Raw genomic sequence first — 18,839 nt, forward strand, 5'->3', positions numbered from 1 at the left:
TGTCAGTCCCTTCATCTTTTGCGTGCGGAATTGGCTTGGGCAGTTCTCTCGTTTAATCAGCCGGCCCCGGATTGTCATCCGGGCTACCCCAACACGAAATCGAACACCAGCTTCAGGTTCAGCGCGATGATGATGGCCGCGGTCAGCGCAGCCAATGCGGTGACCCAGCGCGGCGCGACGAACGGGCCCATCTTGCTCCGGCTTGCGGTGAACAGGACCAGGGGCACCACGGCGAATGGCAGTTGCAGGCTCAGCACCACCTGGCTGAGGATCAGCAACTGCCCGGTCGCCTTCTCGCCGTACCAGATCGTCACGCCGACCGCCGGGACGATCGCGATCATCCGCGTGACCATGCGGCGCAGCCACGGCGCCATGCGGAATTTGATGAATCCCTCCATCACGATCTGACCGGCCAGCGTCGCGGTGATCGTCGAGTTCAATCCGCAGCACAACAGCGCGATGCCGAACAGGGTCGGCGCCAGCGTCGAGCCGAGCATCGGCGCCAGAAAGGTGTGGGCCTGTTCGAGCTCGGCGACATCGTGGCGGCCGGCCTTGTGGAAGGTGGCGGCCGCGAGGATCAGGATCGAGGCATTGATGGTCAGCGCCAGACACAGCGCGATGGTGGAATCCCAGGTCGAAAGCGTGATCGCTTCCTTCTTCTCCGCGACGCTGTCGCCATAGCCGCGGGTCTGCACGAGCCCGGAATGCAGATAGAGATTATGCGGCATCACCGTCGCGCCGAGAATGCCGAGCGCGAGGAACAGCATTTCACGATTGTGCAGAATCTCGGTGGTCGGCGCGAAACCGCGGATCACCTCGCCCCAGTTCGGATCGGCCATCGCGATCTGCACCGCGAAACACGCCGCGATCACGCCGAGCAGCGTCACCACGAAGGCCTCGATCCAGCGGAAGCCGAACGCCTGCAGGGCCAGGATCAGGAACACGTCGGCCGCCGTGATGACGACGCCGATCTCGAGCGGAATGCCGAACAGCAGATTGAGGCCGATGGCAGTCCCGATCACTTCGGCCAGATCGGTCGCGGTGATGGCGATCTCCGCCGAGATCCACAGCAACCACGACACCGCGCGCGGAAAGGCGTCGCGGCAGGCCTGCGCGAGGTCGCGCCCGGCGCCGACGCCGAGCCGCGAACACAGCGACTGCAGCACGATCGCCATCAGATTGGAGAGCAACGCGATGGTCAGAAGCGCGTAGCCGAATTTTGAGCCGCCGGCGAGCGAGGTCGCCCAGTTGCCGGGGTCCATATAGCCGACCGCGACCAGATAGCCCGGCCCGAGAAACGCCAGCAGCTTGCGGAAGAACGAGCCGTTCTTGGCGACCTTGACCGAGGCGAACATGCCCAGCAGCGAGGGATCGCCACGCGCGGTACGCCAGCCGCCGGGCTTACCGACCACCTCGGTGGGCAGCGGATTCGTAGGATCGGCGGGAATGGCGGGGGCTTTGGCGTCCATCGCAAAAGGATGGCGGAAATTCCGGCTTATTGCAACTCATTTGCAACTGCATCTGCGTGACCGACCTTCGGATTTCGATTCGATGCCCGACCAGATGATCCTGCATCCTGGGCACCTGGCCCTGATCGAGATCAAAAGCTGCTAGAACGCTCACAACAGGAATCGGAGCACCACAATGAGCGGCAAGACCTACCGGGCGAAGCGATCGCTGACCATCGATCTGGAATATGACACGGCATTCCCGATCGCCGAGGGCGCGACCTATACCGACGACGGCACCACCATCTTCAACGATTACGTCTGTGATGAATTGTTCGAAGCGACCAGCCCCGCCCCCGGCGCGGTCCTGGTCAGCCATCCCGACGCCCGCCGGTCGCGGAAGAACTGAGAATTTCGACGCGAGGTGCAGCGGCAAGGTTCGTCCGATCAGTCTGCGACGCGCACATGCGAAGGAGATGAAGCGCCATGTCAAAGAAACCCAAGTTCGACCCAGCGATCCATGACGAGAACCCGGACTGGACGGCAGAGGATTTTGCACGGGCGCGGCCGGCATCCGAGTTACCCCCCGAGATTCTGGCACAGTTCAAGAACATGGTCGGCCGGCCCCGGATCGAGAACCCCAAGGTGCCGGTCAAGCTGCGGCTCGACGGCGACGTGCTCGAGGCGCTGCGCGCGACGGGTCCGGGATGGCAAACCCGGATCAACGACATGCTGAAGTCGAAAATCAGCCGCGGCAAGGTGAAGTTCGAGACGCCGGCGCCGCCGAAGAAGAAGCGGGCCTAGCTGGACAAGCACGATTCTCGATCAAAGGCGATTGCTACCGGTTCGGTAATCGGGTGGCCGCGAGCCTGCCCGGCGCGGCAGGGTGCGAGCAACAGATCGGATCCGCCATGCCCTTGCCCCCTCGCCTGCCCGCTACCTTCAACCGCCTCGCCTGGTCGAACCTCGCGGCGCAATCGGCCGAGCAACTGGCGCTGGCGGCGGCGCCGATCGTCGCGGTGCTGCTGCTGGGCACAGGCGAGGGCCAGACCGGCCTGTTACAGACCGCGCTGACGCTGCCCTTCGTGCTGTTCGCGATCCCCGCCGGCCTGCTTGCCGACCGCATCTCGCGGCGCGTCCTGATGGCGTCGGCAGAGGCGATGCGCGCGGCCTCGCTGCTGACGATCCTGGCGCTGATCTGGTCCGGCCTGCTGACGCTGCCGTGGCTGGCGCTGCTCGGCTTTGTCGCGGTGTGCGGCACGGTGGTCTACAGCGTCGCCGCGCCCGCGCTGGTGCCGTCGCTGGTCGCATCCCCGCAACTCGCCGCGGCCAATGCGCGGATCGAACTGGCGCGCACCATCGCCTTTGCCGGCGGACCGGCGCTCGGCGGCGTGCTGGTCGGGCTTGTCGGCGCTGCACCGGCTTTCGGCGTTGCGGCGGCGCTGTCGATCGCAGCCGTCCTGTTGCTGTCCGGCATCCACGAACCTGCTCGCGCGCGCGTCATACGGCGGCGACCGCTGCAGGACATCGCAGAGGGGCTGGCCTTCGTCGCCCGCCATCCCTTGCTGCGGCCGGTGTTCGTCACCCAACTCATCTTCGGTGCCGCCGCCTTCCTCATCCTGGCGGTGTTCGTGCCCTACGCCGTTCGCCATCTCGGCCTTGGCGCCGTCGGCATCGGCGCCGTGCTTTCGATGTATGGCGGCGGCATGGTGATCGGTGCGCTATTGGCCACAAGGGTGATGCGGCGGCTGCCGTTCGGCCTCTGCATCGCGCTCGGGCCGGTCACCGGCCTGGTTGCCTCGCTGGTGATGGCGCTGACGACATGGATCGCCTCACCGGTGCTGGCCGGGTTGAGCTTCTTTCTGCTCGGCGCCGGTCCGATCCTGTGGGTGATCGCGACGACCACGCTACGGCAGTCGGTGACGCCGCCCAGCCTGCTCGGCCGCGTCTCCGCCATCAACATTTTAAGCTATGGCGCGCGCCCGATCGGTGCCGGCCTCGCGGCGGTGGTTGGCGGGTACTACGATGCGGAAGCCTGCCTGTACCTCGCCGTCGCCGGCTTTGCCTGGCAGGCTGTCGTCATCCTGACCTCGCCCGCCGTCGCGCTGGACCGGCAGCCGGAGATGGTCGGCGAGGCATCGGCCTAACGCGCACGACAGATAGTTCGACTATCACTACCGCACCGCAGCAGATTTGATAGTTCAAGTTCTCCCGCGTCGAAGCGTCGCAGACAGGCGAACAATCTTGCCAAACCCGGACGCAGGCCTTTGTCTGGCCAGCAAGCAAAAGGCCGGCCAACCAGGATCGGCTTCACCGGGGAGGATGACATGACCAGCAGGGACACGACTTCCACGCGCCGCCGCTTTCTGAAAACCGCCGCAGCCGGCGCCGCCGCGGCCACGATTACCGCGCCGGCGATTGCCCAGCAGCAGGGCCCGATCAGCATGCGCTGGCAGAGCACCTGGCCCGCCAAGGATATCTTCCACGAATACGCGCAGGACTACGCCAAGAAGGTCAATGACATGACCGGCGGCGACCTGAAGATCGAGGTGCTGCCGGCCGGCGCCGTGGTGCCGGCGTTCGGCCTGCTCGACGCGGTCTCCAAGGGCACGCTCGACGGCGGCCACGGCGTGATGGTGTATCACTACGGCAAGCAGACCGCTCTGGCGCTGTGGGGCTCGGGTCCCGCCTATGCGATGGACGCCAACATGCTGCTGGCCTGGCACAAATATGGTGGCGGCAAGGAGTTGCTGTCGAAGCTCTACGCCTCGATCGGCGCCAACGTCGTGTCCTTCCCCTATGGGCCGATGCCGACACAGCCGCTCGGCTGGTTCAAGAAGCCGATCACCAAGGCCGACGACCTCAAGGGCGTCAAATTCCGCACCGTCGGCATTTCGATCGACGTGTTCACCGGGCTGGGTGCCGCGGTCAACGCTTTGCCCGGCGGCGAGATCGTCTCGGCAATGGACCGAGGCCTGCTCGATGCCGCGGAATTTAACAACGCCTCGTCGGACCGCCTGCTCGGATTCGCCGACGTCTCAAAAACCTGCATGCTGCAGAGCTATCACCAGAACGCCGAACAGTTCGAGATCCTGTTCAACAAGACCAAGTACGACGCGCTGCCGGAAAAGATGCGGGCGATCATTGCCAGCGCGGCAGATGCCGCCGGCCAGGACATGTCGTGGAAGGCGATCGACCGCTACTCGCAGGACTACGCCGACCTGCAGTCCAAGGACAAGGTGAAGTTCTACAAGACGCCGGACTCGGTGCTGCTGAGACAGCTCGAGATCTACGACGAGGTGGTCGCCAAGAAATCGGCGGAGAACCCTCTCTTCAAGGAGATCTCGGAATCCCAGCAGGCCTTTGCCAAGCGCACCACGCAATGGGAGCAGGATACGGTGGTAAACCGGCGCATGGCCTACAATCATTACTTCGGCGCCAACGCCAAGAAGAAGACCTGATGCCGGACTGATCGTACAGACGCATCATCCGGGATGGCGCATTCCGGGTGATGCTATCGTATTGTCTGTAAAGTTCGGGCCTTTCTACCCTCCCCTGGAGGGGAAGGGTGAAGAAGCACTGCTCTCGTGAAATGGCCTGCCCCATGAATGCCCAGCGCCTCCTGCACACGATCGACGGCATCAGCACCTTTGCCGGCAAGGCGGCCGCGTGGCTGATCATGGGGCTGATGACGCTGGTCTGCGTCGAGGTGTTCAAGCGCTACATCATGAACATGCCGACGGCGTGGATCTTCGACGCCTCGAACATGATGTACGGCTCGCTGTTCATGCTGTGCGGCGCCTATACGCTGGCGCAGAACGGCCATGTCCGCGGCGATTTCCTGTACAGCTCGATGCGGCCACGCACCCAGGCTGCCCTCGACCTGGTGCTGTACATCGTCTTCTTCCTGCCGGGCATCGCCGCGCTGGCCTATGCCGGCTGGGACTATGCCGGCGATAGCTGGCGCATCCGCGAACATTCCAACGTCACCGCCGACGGGCCGCCGGTCTATCATTTCAAGGCGATGATCCCGCTGGCGGGCGCGCTGCTGCTGCTGCAGGGCGCGGCCGAGATCATGCGCGCGATCATCTGCCTGCGCACCGGCGTGTGGCCGAGCCGACTGAAGGACGTCTCCGAGATCGACGTCGTCGAGGAGCAGCTCGCCGCCAGCGAGCACGTCGACGAGGAGACCCGCCGCAACGCCATCGCGCATGCGCAGGACATCGAGGAAGCCGCCAGGCAGCGCGGCATGGGGGACAGCATCCGATGAGCGATCCGGCACTCGGGCTCCTGATGCTCGGCCTCATCGTGGTAGTGATCATGATGGGCTTTCCCACCGCCTTCACCTTGATGGGGCTGGGGATGTTCTTCGGCTTCTTCGCCTATCACCGGGCCGACCAGCCGTGGGCGGACAATCACATTTTCGACCTGATGGTCCAGCGCACCTACGGCGCGATGACCAATGACGTGCTGATCTCGATCCCGTTGTTCGTGCTGATGGGATATGTGATGGAGAGGGGCGCGCTGGTCGACAAGATGTTCTATTCGATCCAGCTCGCGTTCCGCCGCGTGCCGGGTTCGCTCGCCGTGGCAACGCTGGTGGTCTGCACCTTCTGGGGCATCGCGTCGGGGCTGGTCGGCGCCGTCGTGGTGCTGATGGGCGTGATTGCATTCAACCCGATGCTGAAGGCGGGCTATGACGTGAAACTCGCGTCGGGCGTCATCACCGCCGGCGGCACGCTGGGCATTCTGATCCCGCCCTCGGTGATGATCATCGTCTATGCCGCGGTGGCCGGTCAGTCCGTCGTCAAGCTCTATGCCGCCGCGATGTTTCCCGGCTTCTTTCTGGCCTTCCTTTATCTGGTCTACGTCATCGGCTGGGCGTTGCTGAACCCGAAGATCGCGCCGAAGCTGCCGGAAAGCGAGACCCGCGTGCCGGTGCGGCCATGGGTGCGCGAGCTGCAGCAAAACTATTCCCTCCGCATGCTGCCGGCGCTGCTCGGCGCGGCCGTGGCGCCGTCGAAGGCGATGGCGCTGAGCATCGACGGCGCGCGGTTGCGCTATGGCGACCTTCTGAAAAATCTTGGCTTCGCGCTGGTGCCGCTAGTGCTCGCCGTGGCGACGCTGTGGGCGACGTGGTGGTTTGTCGTGATCCATCAGCAGCCGGACGTGCAGTCCGCGACCGTCATCGAGGCCACCGAGCGGATGCGATCCCCCGAGGCCCTGCCCTCTTCCGGCGAGCCGGCGGAGGAGAAGCTCGAGGAGCTCGGCGGCGGATCGTCGTCGGACGCGCGCGACAATGCACCGGAAGTGCTGCAGCAGATGGGCAGCGCCGATCTGCAAAACGAGGCATCGAAGGCGCCGGCCTATGCCGGGCCGCCGCCGCAATTCTACAGCTGGTTCGCCTTCATCGCCGCGGTCTCCGCGCTGCTGCTGTTCTATTACTACTGGACGATGGGCGCCGAGCAGTTCGAGGTGCTGCGGCTCCTGACCATCTCGGTGATGCCGCTCGGCATTCTGACGGCCGTGGTGCTGGCCGTGATCCTGCTCGGCATCACCACCGCGACTGAATCCGCCGCGGTTGGTGCGGCCGGCGCATTCCTGCTGGCGTTCCAGGCGCGTACGCTGGACTGGAAGCGCACCAAGGAGGCCGTGTTCCTCACCGCCAAGACGACCTCGATGGTGTGCTGGCTGTTCGTCGGCTCGGCTTTGTTCTCGGCGGTGTTCGCCATCCTCGGCGGCCAGGCGCTGCTGGAAGGCTGGGTGCTATCGCTCAACCTGTCGCCGATCCAGTTCATGATCCTGTCGCAGGCGATCATCTTCGTTCTCGGCTGGCCGCTGGAATGGACCGAGATCATCGTGATCTTCGTCCCGATCTTCCTGCCGATGCTGAAGCATTTCGGCATCGACCCGATCCTGTGGGGCGTGCTGGTGTTCGTCAACCTGCAGGCCGCCTTCCTGTCGCCGCCGGTGGCGATGTCGGCCTTCTACCTGAAGGGCGTGGCGCCGCCGCATGTCACGCTGAACCAGATCTTCTCCGGCATGATGCCCTATATGCTGATCGTCATCCTCTGCATGGTGCTGATGTATCTGTGGCCCGGCCTGACGCTGTGGCTGCCGAACTATCTGTACGGCAGTTAGAGCTTCCACCGAGGCGAGGCGGGGCCGGCTCGCCTCCGTTCGCAGAACCCTGGCAAGCCGCCCATGCGACGATGACATCCATCGTCTCATGCGGCGATTCGGATTTGTCGCGTCGCGCAGTCAACGATCCGGTATAGGCTTTGTTCGAATATTCTAGAAATATCGTTTGACGAACAGACCTGCCGCCGCCAGATTGCGCCGATGAAAGTCGATGATGCCGCCGCGAAACTCGAAGCACTGGGCAACCCGACGCGGCTGCGGATCTATCGCGCGCTGGTCCGCGCCGGCGCTTCCGGCCTGGCGGTCGGGCGCTTGCAGGACCGGCTGAAAATCGCGCCGTCGACGCTTTCGCATCACATCAAGACGCTGGTGGTCGCCGGTCTGATCACTCAGGTGCGCGAGTCCACCACGCTGCTGTGCCATGCCAACTATGCCGTCATGAACGGTCTGGTGGATTTTCTGGTCAGCGAATGCTGCGCCGATGCGCGCGAATGCGACAGCGGCACGCCAATAAGCGCCAAGCTGCGGATGTCCCTGACCATGAAGCCGCCTCAATGAGCCCGCGCCAGCTTCCGATCATCCTGGCCCTGGGCACGACCCAGACGCTGGCCTGGGCGTCCAGCTACTATCTCCCCGCCATTCTCGCCGATCCGATCGCGCATGATCTCGGGATTTCCAGCAACTGGCTGTTCGCGGCGTTCTCCGCGTCGCTGGTGATCTCGGCCCTGCTCGGCCCGCGCGTCGGCCGGCAGATCGATCTGTTCGGCGGCCGCCAGGTGCTGTCGGCCTCCAACATCATTCTGGCAGCCGGGCTCGCCGTGCTCGGCCTCGCCGGCTCGATCCCGGTTCTGATCGTGGCGTGGCTGCTGCTCGGAATCGGCATGGGGCTCGGGCTCTATGACGCCGCCTTCGCGGCGCTGGGGAGAATCTACGGCAACGAGGCGCGGCGCTCGATCACCGGGATCACGCTGCTGGCAGGCCTCGCCAGCACCGTCGGCTGGCCGTTGACGGCCTGGGGCCTGTCGACGATCGGCTGGCGCGAGACGTGTTTTGCCTGGGCAGCGGCGCATATTCTGCTCGGCCTGCCGCTCAACCTGATCTTCCTTCCCGCCATCAAGGGCGCCAAGGCCGCGGCCGTGACCGCGATCAAGCCGCAGGTGCCGATCGACCGCACCATGGTGTTGCTGGCCTTTGCCTTTGCCGCGGCATGGACCGTCACCGGCGCGATGGCGGCGCATCTGCCGCGCATCATGGAGGCCGCCGGCGCCACGCCGCTGCAGGCGATCAGCGCCGGCATGCTGATCGGGCCCGCGCAGGTGATCGCGCGGATCTTCGAGGCCGGTTTTCTCAGCCGCTATCATCCGCTGCTCTCGACGCGGCTGGCGTGCCTGACGCATCCGCTCGGCGTCGGCATCCTGGCGCTGTTCGGCGGCGGCGCGGCCGGCGTGTTCGCGCTGTTTCACGGCGCCGGCAACGGCGTCCTCACCATCGCGCGCGGCACGCTGCCGCTGGCGATCTTCGGGCCCAGAGATTACGGCTATCGCCTGGGGCTGCTCGGCGCGCCGTCGCGGATGGCGCAGGCGGCAGCCCCCTTGGCGTTCGGCCTGTTGATCGACGTGATCGGTAGCCGCGTGCTGATCGTGTCGTCGGCGCTTAGCCTGTCGGCGCTGCTGGCGCTGCTGCTGCTGCGCGCCGTGCCGCAGCGCATCCCGAACACTGCTTCGGGAATTGCGGAACCAGACGCGCGTTAGCCTGGCAGATCGCGCTGAGATCTGCTTCGAAGCGCTTTATTAGCGGCGATCCCGGGAAGTTGCGCAGGTCGTCGCTGCCGATATGCCATGCCGCCCGGAAATAGTCGTCAACGTCGAATAGCAGCGCGCTCTCAAGCGACCTGTGCATCAAGCACAACCTGCTGAACCGATGACTTTTGACATTCGCACGGTGACCTGAGCCCCTGAACTTCCGCCAAAAATGGGTAGAATCCGTCACCTGAAGGGAGACGGAGATGAAGCAGTCGAGGTTCACGGAAGAGCGGATCATCGCGATCCTGCGGGAGCACGAGGCAGGCTCAAAGACCGGGGACGTTTGTCGCAAGCACGGGATCAGCAGCGCGACGTTCTACAAATGGAAGGCGAAGTATGGTGGGCTCGATGTGTCGGAGGCCCGCCGCCTGAAGGTTCTGACCGACGAGAATGCCAAGCTAAAAAAGCTGCTGGCCGAAGCGATGCTCGACAACGCCATGTTGAAGGATCTCAATTCAAAAAAATGATGACGCCCGTCGCGAAGCGACAAGCTGTGGCTCACCTTTGTTCAAGTTTTGAGGTCAGCCAGCGGCGGGCGTGTGCGGTCATCGGAGCGGATCGAACCTCGGTACGCTATCGCAGCGTGCGGCCCGACGATGTTGTCATTCGCGCGAGGTTGCGCGAACTGGCCAATATCAGACGGCGGTTTGGCTACCGTCGCCTGCTCCTACTGTTGCGCATCGATGGCGTTTCGATCAATCACAAGAAGCTGCGGCGTCTGTACGCCGAGGAGCGGCTTCAGGTTCGACGGCGTGGTGGTCGCAAGAAAGCGCTGGGAACAAGGGCTCCGATGACGTTGCCCCAAGGTCCCAACCATCGCTGGTCGCTCGACTTTGTCAGCGACACGCTGACCGACAGCCGGCGCTTCCGCATGCTGGCCGTGGTGGACGACTTCACCCGCGAGTGCATCGCATTGGTTGCCGATACGTCGCTCTCGGGCACAAGGGTCGGCCGAGAGCTCGATGCGGTGATCGCCCGGCGTGGTCCCCCGCTAACGATCGTCAGCGATAACGGTACCGAATTTACCAGCATGGCCATCTTGCGATGGTCACAGCAGACCAGGATCGAATGGCACTACATCGCACCAGGCAAGCCGCAGCAGAACGCATTCGTAGAAAGCTTCAATGGGCGCCTGCGCGACGAACTCCTGAACGAGACGTTGTTCTCGTCCCTCAACCATGCCCGCGAAGTCCTTGCTGAATGGCAGGACGACTACAACACCGTCCGCCCTCACAGCGCGATCGGCAATCTTCCACCGGCTACCTATGCCAAGCTCCACGCGTCCGACATGCAACGGGACGGACCGCATGAGCTGATTTGGGGCTCCGCGCCCCGTCCCGTTGCATCACCGAGCCACACAGGCTCAAATGATCAAAGGATTCTTCCCATCGCTGGATGAAGCTTGGGGCTCAGGTCAACGGCTACGCAGCGACAGGATGATGCGCTATCATGACTGTCATCATCCAAGAAGGAAAACACGTGTTATCTCTCGAACTCGGGATCATCACGGTCCTGATCGTCATCAACGGCCTGCTCGCGATGTCCGAGCTGGCGATCGTATCGGCCCGTCCGGCGCGCCTCGCCGCTCTCGTGGAGAAAGGCGTCAGGGGCTCCCGCCGCGCTCTGGCGCTGGCGTCCGATCCCGGAAAATTCCTTTCCACCGTTCAGATAGGCATCACGCTGATCGGCGTGCTGTCCGGCGCGATCTCGGGCGCGACGCTGGGCCAGCGGCTCACCGAGTTCCTGCTCGGCGTCGGCGTCTCCAAGGGCCTCGCCGATACGCTGGGCGTCGGCATCGTCGTCAGCCTGATCACCTATGCGTCGCTGATCATCGGCGAGCTGGTTCCCAAGCAGATCGCGCTGCGCGATCCCGAGGCGGTCGCCGTGCGCGTCGCTCCGGCGATGGTGCTGCTGGCGAAGATCTCGCTGCCGCTCGTATGGCTGCTGGATCGTTCCGGCAAGGCATTGCTGTGGCTGCTCGGCCAGCGCGGCGACGCGGAGGAAAAGATCAGCGAAGACGAAATCCGCTCGCTGGTCACCGAAGCCGAAACGGCGGGTGTGCTGGAACCCGGCGAGAAGGAAATGATCGCCGGCGTGATGCGGCTCGGCGACCTGCCGGTCGGCGCGGTGATGACGCCGCGCCATGAAGTGGCGATGATCGACCTGGCCGACGAGATCGCCGACATTTTCGCGCAGCTGCGCGACAGCAGCCATTCGCGCTTTGCGGTGTTCGACGGCAATCGTGATTCCGCGGTGGGCATCATCCAGGCCAAGGACCTGCTCGATGTGTATCTGTCCGGCCAGACGCCGGACCTGCGCGCGCTGGTGCGCGAGGCGCCGGTGATCCCGGACTCGGTGGATGCCCGCGACGTCGTCGCCATCCTCAGGGACTCGCCGGTACATATGGGCCTCGTGCACGACGAATACGGCGTGTTCCAGGGCGTCGTGACCTCGGCCGATATTCTGGAGTCGATCGTCGGCTCGTTCCATACCGAGGACGGACCGGCCGAAGCGCCGTACCATCAGCGGGAAGATGGCAGCTATCTGATATCAGGCTGGATGCCGGCGGTGGACTTTGCCGAGCTGCTCCACATCGAGCTGCCGCTGCAACAGCGACCGTACCAGACCTTCGCGGGGTTCCTGCTGCAGGAATTCGGCAAGATTCCCGACGAGGGCGATCACGTCGTGGCGCACGGGTGGCGCTTCGAAGTGATGGACCTCGACGGCCGCCGCATCGACAAGGTGCTGGCGAGCCAGGTGGAAGAAGTTGCGCTGGGGTAGTTGCATCGCTCACTATATCGACTCCGAATGCACCGCCACTCAAATTGCGCCTTTCGAACTTAGACGTGGAAAGCGATCCATATTCCAAAGGCTTGCTATCAGTCCTCGCTCATCAGGACTTATAATCTGCGTTCGTGTTAGATCCTCCAAATCGTCCACCCGTTTCAGAATTTCGCGCCTAGCTTCCAGAGTAAAAGGGCCAAGACCCTCATTTCCGCTTCTTCGCTTCTCCCACCTCTTAGAGGGATTATTTCGAAATTCTGATAGCCAGTCGCGAAAGTTCAGGAAGGGCAGCAGTTCAAGATGCCCCGCTCTGATCAACTCTTTAGCCGATTTATCCTTTCTCACTACAGTGCAAGTCCAGCAACCGAACCGACCGGATGAACATGGGGGAGCTTGAGGCGATTTAATGATTGGGCACTCGCCAGAAGCGCCTCGATATAGAGTTTCGAGCGTCGACGGATCTAGCAGTTTGCTGAAAAATCCCTCGCGGCGGCGTTCATTTCCTGATTCAATTTGGTCGAGAATCGGTGGAGGTCGGCATGCGCGGGACATTCGAGGATCAAGGCGGGCTGTTTTCATATATCTCGCCGGATGCGCGGGTGCCCCAGAACCATCCGCTGAGGAAAGTCCGGGCGCTAGTCCGTGATGTGCTGGGCGAGATGAGCCGCAGCTTTTCCAGCCTCTATGCGAAGGAAGGTCGTCCGTCGATCCCGCCTGAGCAATTGCTCAGCGCGCTGCTGCTGCAGGTGTTCTATGGCATCCGCTCGGAACGCCAGCTGATGGAGCAACTGGACTACAATCTATTGTATCGCTGGTTCGTGGGGCTGTCGCCGGACGACCGGGTCTGGAACCCGACCACCTTCACGAAGAACCGCGAGCGACTGCAGAACGGCGACGTGTTCACGAAGTTCATGACCAGGCTTCTGAACCTCGCCGAGGTCAAGGCGCTGTTGTCGGACGAGCATTTCTCGGTGGACGGCACGCTGATCGAAGCCTGGGCTTCCCACAAGAGCTTCCGCCCCAAGGACGGCAGTGACGGCGACGACGGCACCAACTTCCATGGCCAGACCCGCAAAAACGACACCCATGCCTCCACCAGCGATCCCGACAGCCGGCTCTACCGCAAGGCCACCGGCCGCGAGGCCAGGCTCTGCTACATGGGCCATGCCACCATGGAGAACCGCAATGGTCTGGCGGTCGCCGGGATGGTGACGCATGCCAGCGGCACCGCCGAGCGTCGCGCCGCGGAGAAGATGCTCAAGGCCAAGGCCAAACAGGCCGGCCGGCGCATCACCGCCGGCGCGGACAAGGCCTATGACACCGCCGATCATGTCGCCAATCTGCGCGCCATCGAGGTGACGCCGCATGTGACGCAGAACAATACAATCGGCAAGACCGGCCGCAGCCGTCGCAGCGCGATCGACGAGCGAACCACCCGCCACGAGGGCTATGGTATGTCGCAGACACGGCGCGCGATGATCGAATGCATCTTCGGATGGGGCAAGCAACACGGCACGATGCGCAAGACCAAACATCGCGGCATCGGCGCTGTCGCCGCCGACTTCATGCTCAACCTAATCGCCTACAACCTGATCCGCATTCCAAAACTGCTCGCCGCATAGCTTCCACGCCGTCCAGGCGACGACGCGCGACGCCCGATCAGCTAACTACACCACCATCGCGCCTGTCCGCTGGAAAGAAAATAGTCGGATTTTGGGTTTTTCAGCGGACTGCTAGTGATGTCGGCGTCGAAAGACCGAAGATGGCATCCCAGACCTCGGACACATTCAGTTCGACAATCGGAAGGAAGAGGTCATAATCCCCCTTACCCTCACGTTGCTTTTGCCAATACAGATTGGCGCTTTTAGCTAGGGAGCGATCCCTTTGCTGACTCTCGGCAGCGCGTAGGCCGAGTATAACAACTGTATTTGCGGGATCATGGCGCGCAATAAAAGCAGAAACAGGCTTTATTCTCAGACCCGTTGTGCACCATCGAAAATTATTCGTCGGAGGCGGATAACCCCTGCCAATTATTTTCACAAAGAATCTATCGTGTAGTGGGGACTTAAGTACATGCGTTTTAAAACTTGCGGATAATCCACCCAATTCTTGATTTAATTTACCAAAAAGGCCGCGAACGTATGCGTCTAAGAGGCTGACTGAAAAAGAAGCTGAGTGATTTCAGCCAGTTGTGATTCCTTCGGATTTGCGAAGATTCGAGGGAGAGCACGATGGTCTGGACTGAAATCACCCGCCGACACTATAGGCGGGCGAGCTTGCGATATGAAAGCGATACGACGGATGCCGAGTGGTTTGTGATGGAGCCGCTTCTGCCGCCTGCTTCGGCGCTCGGTCGCCCGCGTGCGACAGATATGCGAACGGTGATGGATGCGATCCTGTATATTGCGTCGACCGGCTGCCAATGGCGGCAGTTGCCCAAGGATTTCCCGCCCTACTCGACGGTGCAGGGCTATTTCTACGCGTGGTCGCGCGGCGGACTGTTTGCGTCGCTGAACTACACGCTCGTGATGGCCTCGCGCGAGGCGGCTGGCCGAGAGGCGAGCCCAACGGCCGGAGTGATTGACAGCCAGTCGGTGAAAACCACGGAAAGCGGCGGCCCCCGGGGCTATGATGCAGGTAAGAAAATCAAGGGCCGCAAGCGCCACATCGTCACCGACACGCAAGGAAACTTGGTCGGGCTGGTCGTGCACGAAGCCAGCATTCAGGACCGTGATGGTGCCCCGTGCGTTCTTGCTTCGATACGTTATCGCTATCCGTGGCTGCGCCATATTTTTGCCGATGGTGGCTATGCCGGAGATAAGCTGCGTCAAGCTTTGAAGCGCATCGGCAATTGGACGATAGAAATCATAAAACGATCCGACAGGGAGCAGGGCTTCGAAATCCTACCGCGCCGATGGGTCGTCGAACGAACGTTCGGATGGCTCGGTCGCTGCCGCAGATTGGCAAAGGACTTCGAGACCACAATCGCCAGCGCCGTTGCCTGGGCGTTCGTCGCTCACATTCGCGTCCTTATAAGACGGCTTGCAAAAGCCTGAAATCAAACGAATTCATTATGAGTCAGACTCTAAGATCGGATTCTCAACTCCAGTATCACAGTATATTACTGTTACGCTAGCCAAGGAAATGCGAGCTTTTTTATAAGCAGCCAAAAATATCTTTAGAGCAGCAGATGAATCCTTTCCACCTGAGAACGCTAGTATCCAATTAGCTGTCGCACGCTGGCGTATTGCTTCAACCGTGCTATCGATCGCTTTCAACACCGGATCATTGGTCAAGAGCATTGAGTCTTTTTTCTACACTGGTCCTGTATTTCAACCCAATTATCTCAAGCTGCTCTATTGCAATTTCCACTTGCCTTTTAGTACAGACGATCGAACCGAATATAGAAACCGCAACAATAATCAAGAAAATCATAGCTGCAGGAAACGCCTCCTCCAACCCTATAAAGTAAAATGCCAACGCCACGAGAAAGAAAATCAACGCTATAACCGTCGAGTCCGCACAAGAGGACCAGACAGCACCGTTAGCGTAGGCGAGACTTCTTTTCTGCTTCAAGCTTTCATCTTGGTCGATAAGGGTGAAAAATAACGACCTTAAATTCTTCCAAGTATAACGCTCGGGTTGGTCGGGATAACCGCTGATTGACACCAGCCCTTGTCTAATACTTTCACTAATTTTCTTATGATGCGTTGCGTTTGCCCAACGCCGGAACGGAGTTATATAATCAAGTGCTCCTGGCACAATTATTGAGGGCAGAAATTCAGCCTTGCTAAAGTCTGGCAATGTGGTGGTCCACCACCCTGTGACCCCCCCCCAATAGCTTAGCGTAAATCAAAATGATGGCTGCCGTGAAGTGCTCCCCAAAACTAGGCCAGCCGGAGCTGGAATTTTCCGGGGTTAGGCTCATGCCGGCGGGGGCGCCGATGAGCCATTCAACAGCGATATCGGCGCCTTGTTACCGATCGCGCTATGTGGCCGGACTTCGTTGTAGTCTCTACGCCAATCCTCCATTTTCTGCCGTGCGTCGTCAAGGCTCAGTAACCAGTGCGTGTTCAGGCATTCGCTTCTGAACTTGCCGTTGAAGGATTCGATGAAGCTGTTGTCCGTCGGCTTGCCTGGCCGCGAGAAGTCCAGCTGTAGCGCGTCAATCTGGATGGGAAGCGCGACAATCAGGATGGCAATTTAGCGGTCGCGGCGTGGGGATGATTGTCGCGGCCTGACGATAACGCAAGTGATAATTGCGTGTCGTGGAGTTGATTGTCGTGGAGCGACAATCAGGATGACGCTTTGATTGTCGCGCGCGTTGGCGGCCTTCCGGCTCCGCGGGCTTTGTCGACAGCCTCTTTTCGGCGATAGCTGTCGACATTCATTTCGAGGATCGTGGCGTGGTGGACGAGGCGGTCGATCGCCGCCAGCGTCATGGCTTGGTCCGGGAAGATTTTTCCCCATTCACCGAATGGCTGATTGGCGGTGATGAGCATTGAGCGGCGTTCGTAGCGGGCGCTGATCAGTTCGAACAGAACGCTGGTCTCGGCTTGATCTTTGGTCACATAGGCGAGATCGTCGAGGATCAGCAGATGATATTTGTCGAGCTTGGCTATCGCGGCTTCGAGCGTGAGGTCGCGGCGCGCGATCTGGAGCTTTTGCACGAGATCGGTGGTTCTGGTGAACAACACGCGCCAACCCTTTTCGATCAGGGACATGCCGAGCGCCGCTGCCAGATGCGATTTGCCGCCGCCAGGCGGGCCAAAACACAACAGATTGGCGCCCCTGTCGAGCCACGCGTCACCGGCGGCGAGAGCCTGCACCTGCGCCTTTGAGATCATCGGCACTGCATCGAAGTCGAATGCAGCGAGGGTCTTGCCCGGCGGCAGGCGGGCTTCATCCAGATGACGTTCGAAGCGACGACGGTTTCGCTCCACCATCTCCTGTTCAGCCAGCGCGGCCAAAAAGCGTGCGGCGGGCCAGCCTTCCTTATCGGCGGTTTCCGCCAGGGCGGCCCAGATCAGCTTGATGCCGGGCAGACGCAGTTCGCTGAGCAGCAATTCGACACGGGCGGCGTCGATCTTGACGGTCGCGTTCATGCGACTTCTCCCACGGCTGCTGCGATCTGGTCGTAGATGGCGAGCGAGGGCAGCGTGACGACGACGACCGGTAGTGCCATGCCCTTCGGTCGGAAGCGTTCGATCAGCGCCTTGAGATCCGGCAGGATGCCGTCGTCGAGCGTGGCTTGCAGCACGGCACCGAGTTCCGCTTCGCAGGCCCGTTCATGTGCGAGCGCCAGAAGCCCGACCATCGCACGGCAGGCTGGTCTTTCGCCAATGCCGGCGAGCAAGGCGTCGAACGCACGAGCGTAAACGCGGCGGGGGAACAACTGGTCTCGATAGACCAGATTGAGCAGCGCCATCGGTTTGCGGCGCAGCGAATGGATGACGTGACGATAGTCGATGACGTGGCCGTGTTTGCCGTTGGGCTGGCTTCGCCCGCGCCGCAGGGTGACGATGTGGGTGGCGCCCTGGAAGCATTCGAGCCGGTCGTCATAGAGACGCACCCGCAGCCGGTGACCGATCAAGCGGGAGGGGACCGAGTAAAACACCTTGCGCAACGTGAAGGCGCTTGATGTCGTTACATCGACGTTGACCTCCTCATAATCGGCGGTCTTGCGGACCGGCAGTTTCTGTAGCGCCGTCCGCTCCTGATCGATGCGCTTGGCATTGCGCGCGTTGCCGCGGCCAACGATCTCGTCGACAAAACCACGCCATGCCGGAAGATCGTCGAAGTCGCGAGAGGCACGCAGCAGCAGGGCATCGGCCAGCGCTCTCTTGAGATGGCCATGCGCACTTTCGATCGAGCCGTTCTCATGCGACACGCCGGGATTGTTGCGGGTCGGCGTCATGCCGTAATGACTGCAGAACGCCTCGTAGCGCGTCGTCAAATCCTCCTTGGCTTCAGCGCCGAGATTGCGGAACGCGGCTGACAGGCTGTCGCTGCGGTGCTGCTCCGGCACCCCGCCCAGCGACCACAGCGCGTTCTGCAAGCCTTCCGCCAGCGCGACAAAACTTTCGCCACCGAGTACGACATGGGCGTGTTCGAAGCCGGAGAAAGGCAGCCGGAAGTGATAGAGCCGGCAGTCCAGCAACTGGCCTGCAATGGTGACGCCGAGATCGGCAACCTCGGTGAAGTCCGACAACCCCATGCGGCCCGGCGGATGTTCCTGACGGAAGATCACCTCCCGATCCGGCCCGTTCACCGCCCGCCATGCCCGAATGCGCCGCTCGAGCGTCCGCCGCGTTCCAGAACCCAGCTCCGGATGTCGGCGGCATAGTTCCTCGAACACGGCGATCGGCCGTAAGCCTGGGGCGGCGTTCAGCATCGGGAGGATGTCGTTCTCCCAAAGATCGGCAAATGGATCAGCGCGGCGGCGTTCGCGGGGCGACTTCTTCTGGGTGGGAAGTCGGGGATCCTTTTCGAACCGGTAGGCGGCGGAGGTGCTGAAACCAGCCTTTGCAGCGGCGACGGCTGGCGAATGGTTGCGACGCAAGCTCATGAAAAGCCTCATTTGTTGATCGGTGACATGCCGGCCGGCCAAAGAATTGGTCCTCTCAAAGGAGAAACCCGATCTTTGACCAGCCGCCGTTACCGC

Annotated in this window: 16 protein-coding genes and 1 pseudogene; 12 read left to right on the forward strand and 5 right to left on the reverse strand. The window is 61.9% G+C overall.

The features are described from left to right. Nucleotides 1-83 precede the first annotated feature (83 nt). Nucleotides 84-1,469 carry an Nramp family divalent metal transporter gene (locus FNL56_RS17310; RefSeq protein WP_143574130.1) on the reverse strand — a complete coding sequence of 462 codons (1,386 nt, stop codon included), beginning with the start codon at nt 1,467-1,469 and terminating at the stop codon, nt 84-86. A 175-nt stretch (nt 1,470-1,644) separates the two neighbouring features. On the opposite strand from FNL56_RS17310, the gene FNL56_RS17315 reads away from it, so the two are divergent. The 12 genes from FNL56_RS17315 (at nt 1,645) to FNL56_RS17370 (ending at nt 15,231) form a co-directional block, all read left to right on the forward strand. After that, complete coding sequence (locus FNL56_RS17315; RefSeq protein ID WP_143574131.1) at nt 1,645-1,857, forward strand: hypothetical protein; 213 nt, start codon at nt 1,645-1,647, stop codon at nt 1,855-1,857. Nucleotides 1,858-1,934: 77 nt separating this feature from the next. Then, the gene (locus FNL56_RS17320; protein WP_143574132.1) at nt 1,935-2,252 is read left to right on the forward strand and encodes a BrnA antitoxin family protein; all 318 of its coding nucleotides are present in this window, start codon (nt 1,935-1,937) and stop codon (nt 2,250-2,252) included. 107 nt (nt 2,253-2,359) lie between these two features. Beyond that, complete coding sequence (locus FNL56_RS17325; RefSeq protein ID WP_143574133.1) at nt 2,360-3,595, forward strand: MFS transporter; 1,236 nt, start codon at nt 2,360-2,362, stop codon at nt 3,593-3,595. A 180-nt stretch (nt 3,596-3,775) separates the two neighbouring features. Further along, nucleotides 3,776-4,909: a TRAP transporter substrate-binding protein gene (locus FNL56_RS17330; RefSeq protein ID WP_143574134.1), complete on the forward strand. Its 1,134-nt coding sequence runs from the start codon at nt 3,776-3,778 to the stop codon at nt 4,907-4,909. Nucleotides 4,910-5,052: 143 nt separating this feature from the next. Then, the gene (locus FNL56_RS17335; protein WP_143574135.1) at nt 5,053-5,718 is read left to right on the forward strand and encodes a TRAP transporter small permease subunit; all 666 of its coding nucleotides are present in this window, start codon (nt 5,053-5,055) and stop codon (nt 5,716-5,718) included. Continuing rightward, nucleotides 5,715-7,589, forward strand: coding sequence for a TRAP transporter large permease (locus FNL56_RS17340; RefSeq protein WP_143574136.1), 1,875 nt, complete (start codon nt 5,715-5,717; stop codon nt 7,587-7,589). Before FNL56_RS17335 ends, FNL56_RS17340 begins: the two co-directional genes overlap by 4 nt. A gap of 201 nt (nt 7,590-7,790) precedes the next feature. Further along, on the forward strand, nt 7,791-8,147 hold the full coding sequence (locus FNL56_RS17345; RefSeq protein WP_143574137.1) for an ArsR/SmtB family transcription factor: 357 nt from the start codon (nt 7,791-7,793) through the stop codon (nt 8,145-8,147). Next, nucleotides 8,144-9,340 carry an MFS transporter gene (locus tag FNL56_RS17350; protein ID WP_143574138.1) on the forward strand — a complete coding sequence of 399 codons (1,197 nt, stop codon included), beginning with the start codon at nt 8,144-8,146 and terminating at the stop codon, nt 9,338-9,340. Before FNL56_RS17345 ends, FNL56_RS17350 begins: the two co-directional genes overlap by 4 nt. Before the next feature lie 254 nt (nt 9,341-9,594). Further along, nucleotides 9,595-10,790, forward strand: a protein-coding gene (locus tag FNL56_RS17355; protein ID WP_441351235.1) for an IS3 family transposase whose coding sequence is annotated in 2 segments (ribosomal slippage) — nt 9,595-9,856 and nt 9,856-10,790 — 1,197 coding nt in all. Because the reading frame shifts where the segments join, the coding sequence is not laid out codon by codon here. A gap of 80 nt (nt 10,791-10,870) precedes the next feature. Then, entirely contained in the window at nt 10,871-12,172 is a 1,302-nt protein-coding gene (locus FNL56_RS17360) for a hemolysin family protein (RefSeq protein ID WP_143582193.1), read from the forward strand. A gap of 542 nt (nt 12,173-12,714) precedes the next feature. Next, nucleotides 12,715-13,797 (forward strand): IS5 family transposase, encoded by a 1,083-nt coding sequence (locus FNL56_RS17365; RefSeq protein ID WP_143577452.1) that lies wholly within the window; start codon nt 12,715-12,717, stop codon nt 13,795-13,797. Between the two features lie 609 nt (nt 13,798-14,406). Beyond that, a complete protein-coding gene (locus tag FNL56_RS17370; protein ID WP_143577461.1) occupies nt 14,407-15,231 on the forward strand; it encodes an IS5 family transposase in 825 nt (274 codons plus the stop codon). A gap of 229 nt (nt 15,232-15,460) precedes the next feature. Here FNL56_RS17370 and FNL56_RS17375 read toward each other — a convergent pair whose 3' ends face one another. From FNL56_RS17375 to istA, 4 genes and pseudogenes are all read right to left on the reverse strand, one after another. Continuing rightward, a complete protein-coding gene (locus tag FNL56_RS17375) occupies nt 15,461-15,979 on the reverse strand; it encodes a hypothetical protein (RefSeq protein ID WP_143582194.1) in 519 nt (172 codons plus the stop codon). A 120-nt stretch (nt 15,980-16,099) separates the two neighbouring features. Then, nucleotides 16,100-16,330, reverse strand: a pseudogene (locus tag FNL56_RS17380) (integrase core domain-containing protein); the annotation flags it as partial. 140 nt (nt 16,331-16,470) lie between these two features. Beyond that, the gene (istB, locus tag FNL56_RS17385; protein WP_143581712.1) at nt 16,471-17,280 is read right to left on the reverse strand and encodes an IS21-like element helper ATPase IstB; all 810 of its coding nucleotides are present in this window, start codon (nt 17,278-17,280) and stop codon (nt 16,471-16,473) included. Beyond that, a complete protein-coding gene (istA, locus tag FNL56_RS17390; RefSeq protein WP_143577665.1) occupies nt 17,277-18,785 on the reverse strand; it encodes an IS21 family transposase in 1,509 nt (502 codons plus the stop codon). Before istA ends, istB begins: the two co-directional genes overlap by 4 nt. Nucleotides 18,786-18,839: the final 54 nt, after the last annotated feature.

This window comes from Tardiphaga sp. vice304 (genome assembly GCF_007018905.1).
Lineage (GTDB): Bacteria > Pseudomonadota > Alphaproteobacteria > Rhizobiales > Xanthobacteraceae > Tardiphaga.

What these genes read in the sequence shown, in the direction of transcription:
- FNL56_RS17330 (WP_143574134.1), top strand. Translation starts at nt 3,776, where the DNA reads ATGACCAGCAGGGACACGACTTCCACGCGCCGCCGCTTTCTGAAAACC.
- FNL56_RS17320 (WP_143574132.1), top strand. Translation starts at nt 1,935, where the DNA reads ATGTCAAAGAAACCCAAGTTCGACCCAGCGATCCATGACGAGAACCCG.
- istB (WP_143581712.1), bottom strand. Translation starts at nt 17,280, where the DNA reads ATGAACGCGACCGTCAAGATCGACGCCGCCCGTGTCGAATTGCTGCTC.
- FNL56_RS17335 (WP_143574135.1), top strand. Translation starts at nt 5,053, where the DNA reads ATGAATGCCCAGCGCCTCCTGCACACGATCGACGGCATCAGCACCTTT.
- FNL56_RS17350 (WP_143574138.1), top strand. Translation starts at nt 8,144, where the DNA reads ATGAGCCCGCGCCAGCTTCCGATCATCCTGGCCCTGGGCACGACCCAG.
- FNL56_RS17315 (WP_143574131.1), top strand. Translation starts at nt 1,645, where the DNA reads ATGAGCGGCAAGACCTACCGGGCGAAGCGATCGCTGACCATCGATCTG.
- FNL56_RS17365 (WP_143577452.1), top strand. Translation starts at nt 12,715, where the DNA reads ATGCGCGGGACATTCGAGGATCAAGGCGGGCTGTTTTCATATATCTCG.
- FNL56_RS17340 (WP_143574136.1), top strand. Translation starts at nt 5,715, where the DNA reads ATGAGCGATCCGGCACTCGGGCTCCTGATGCTCGGCCTCATCGTGGTA.
- FNL56_RS17345 (WP_143574137.1), top strand. Translation starts at nt 7,791, where the DNA reads ATGAAAGTCGATGATGCCGCCGCGAAACTCGAAGCACTGGGCAACCCG.
- FNL56_RS17325 (WP_143574133.1), top strand. Translation starts at nt 2,360, where the DNA reads ATGCCCTTGCCCCCTCGCCTGCCCGCTACCTTCAACCGCCTCGCCTGG.
- FNL56_RS17310 (WP_143574130.1), bottom strand. Translation starts at nt 1,469, where the DNA reads ATGGACGCCAAAGCCCCCGCCATTCCCGCCGATCCTACGAATCCGCTG.
- FNL56_RS17370 (WP_143577461.1), top strand. Translation starts at nt 14,407, where the DNA reads ATGGTCTGGACTGAAATCACCCGCCGACACTATAGGCGGGCGAGCTTG.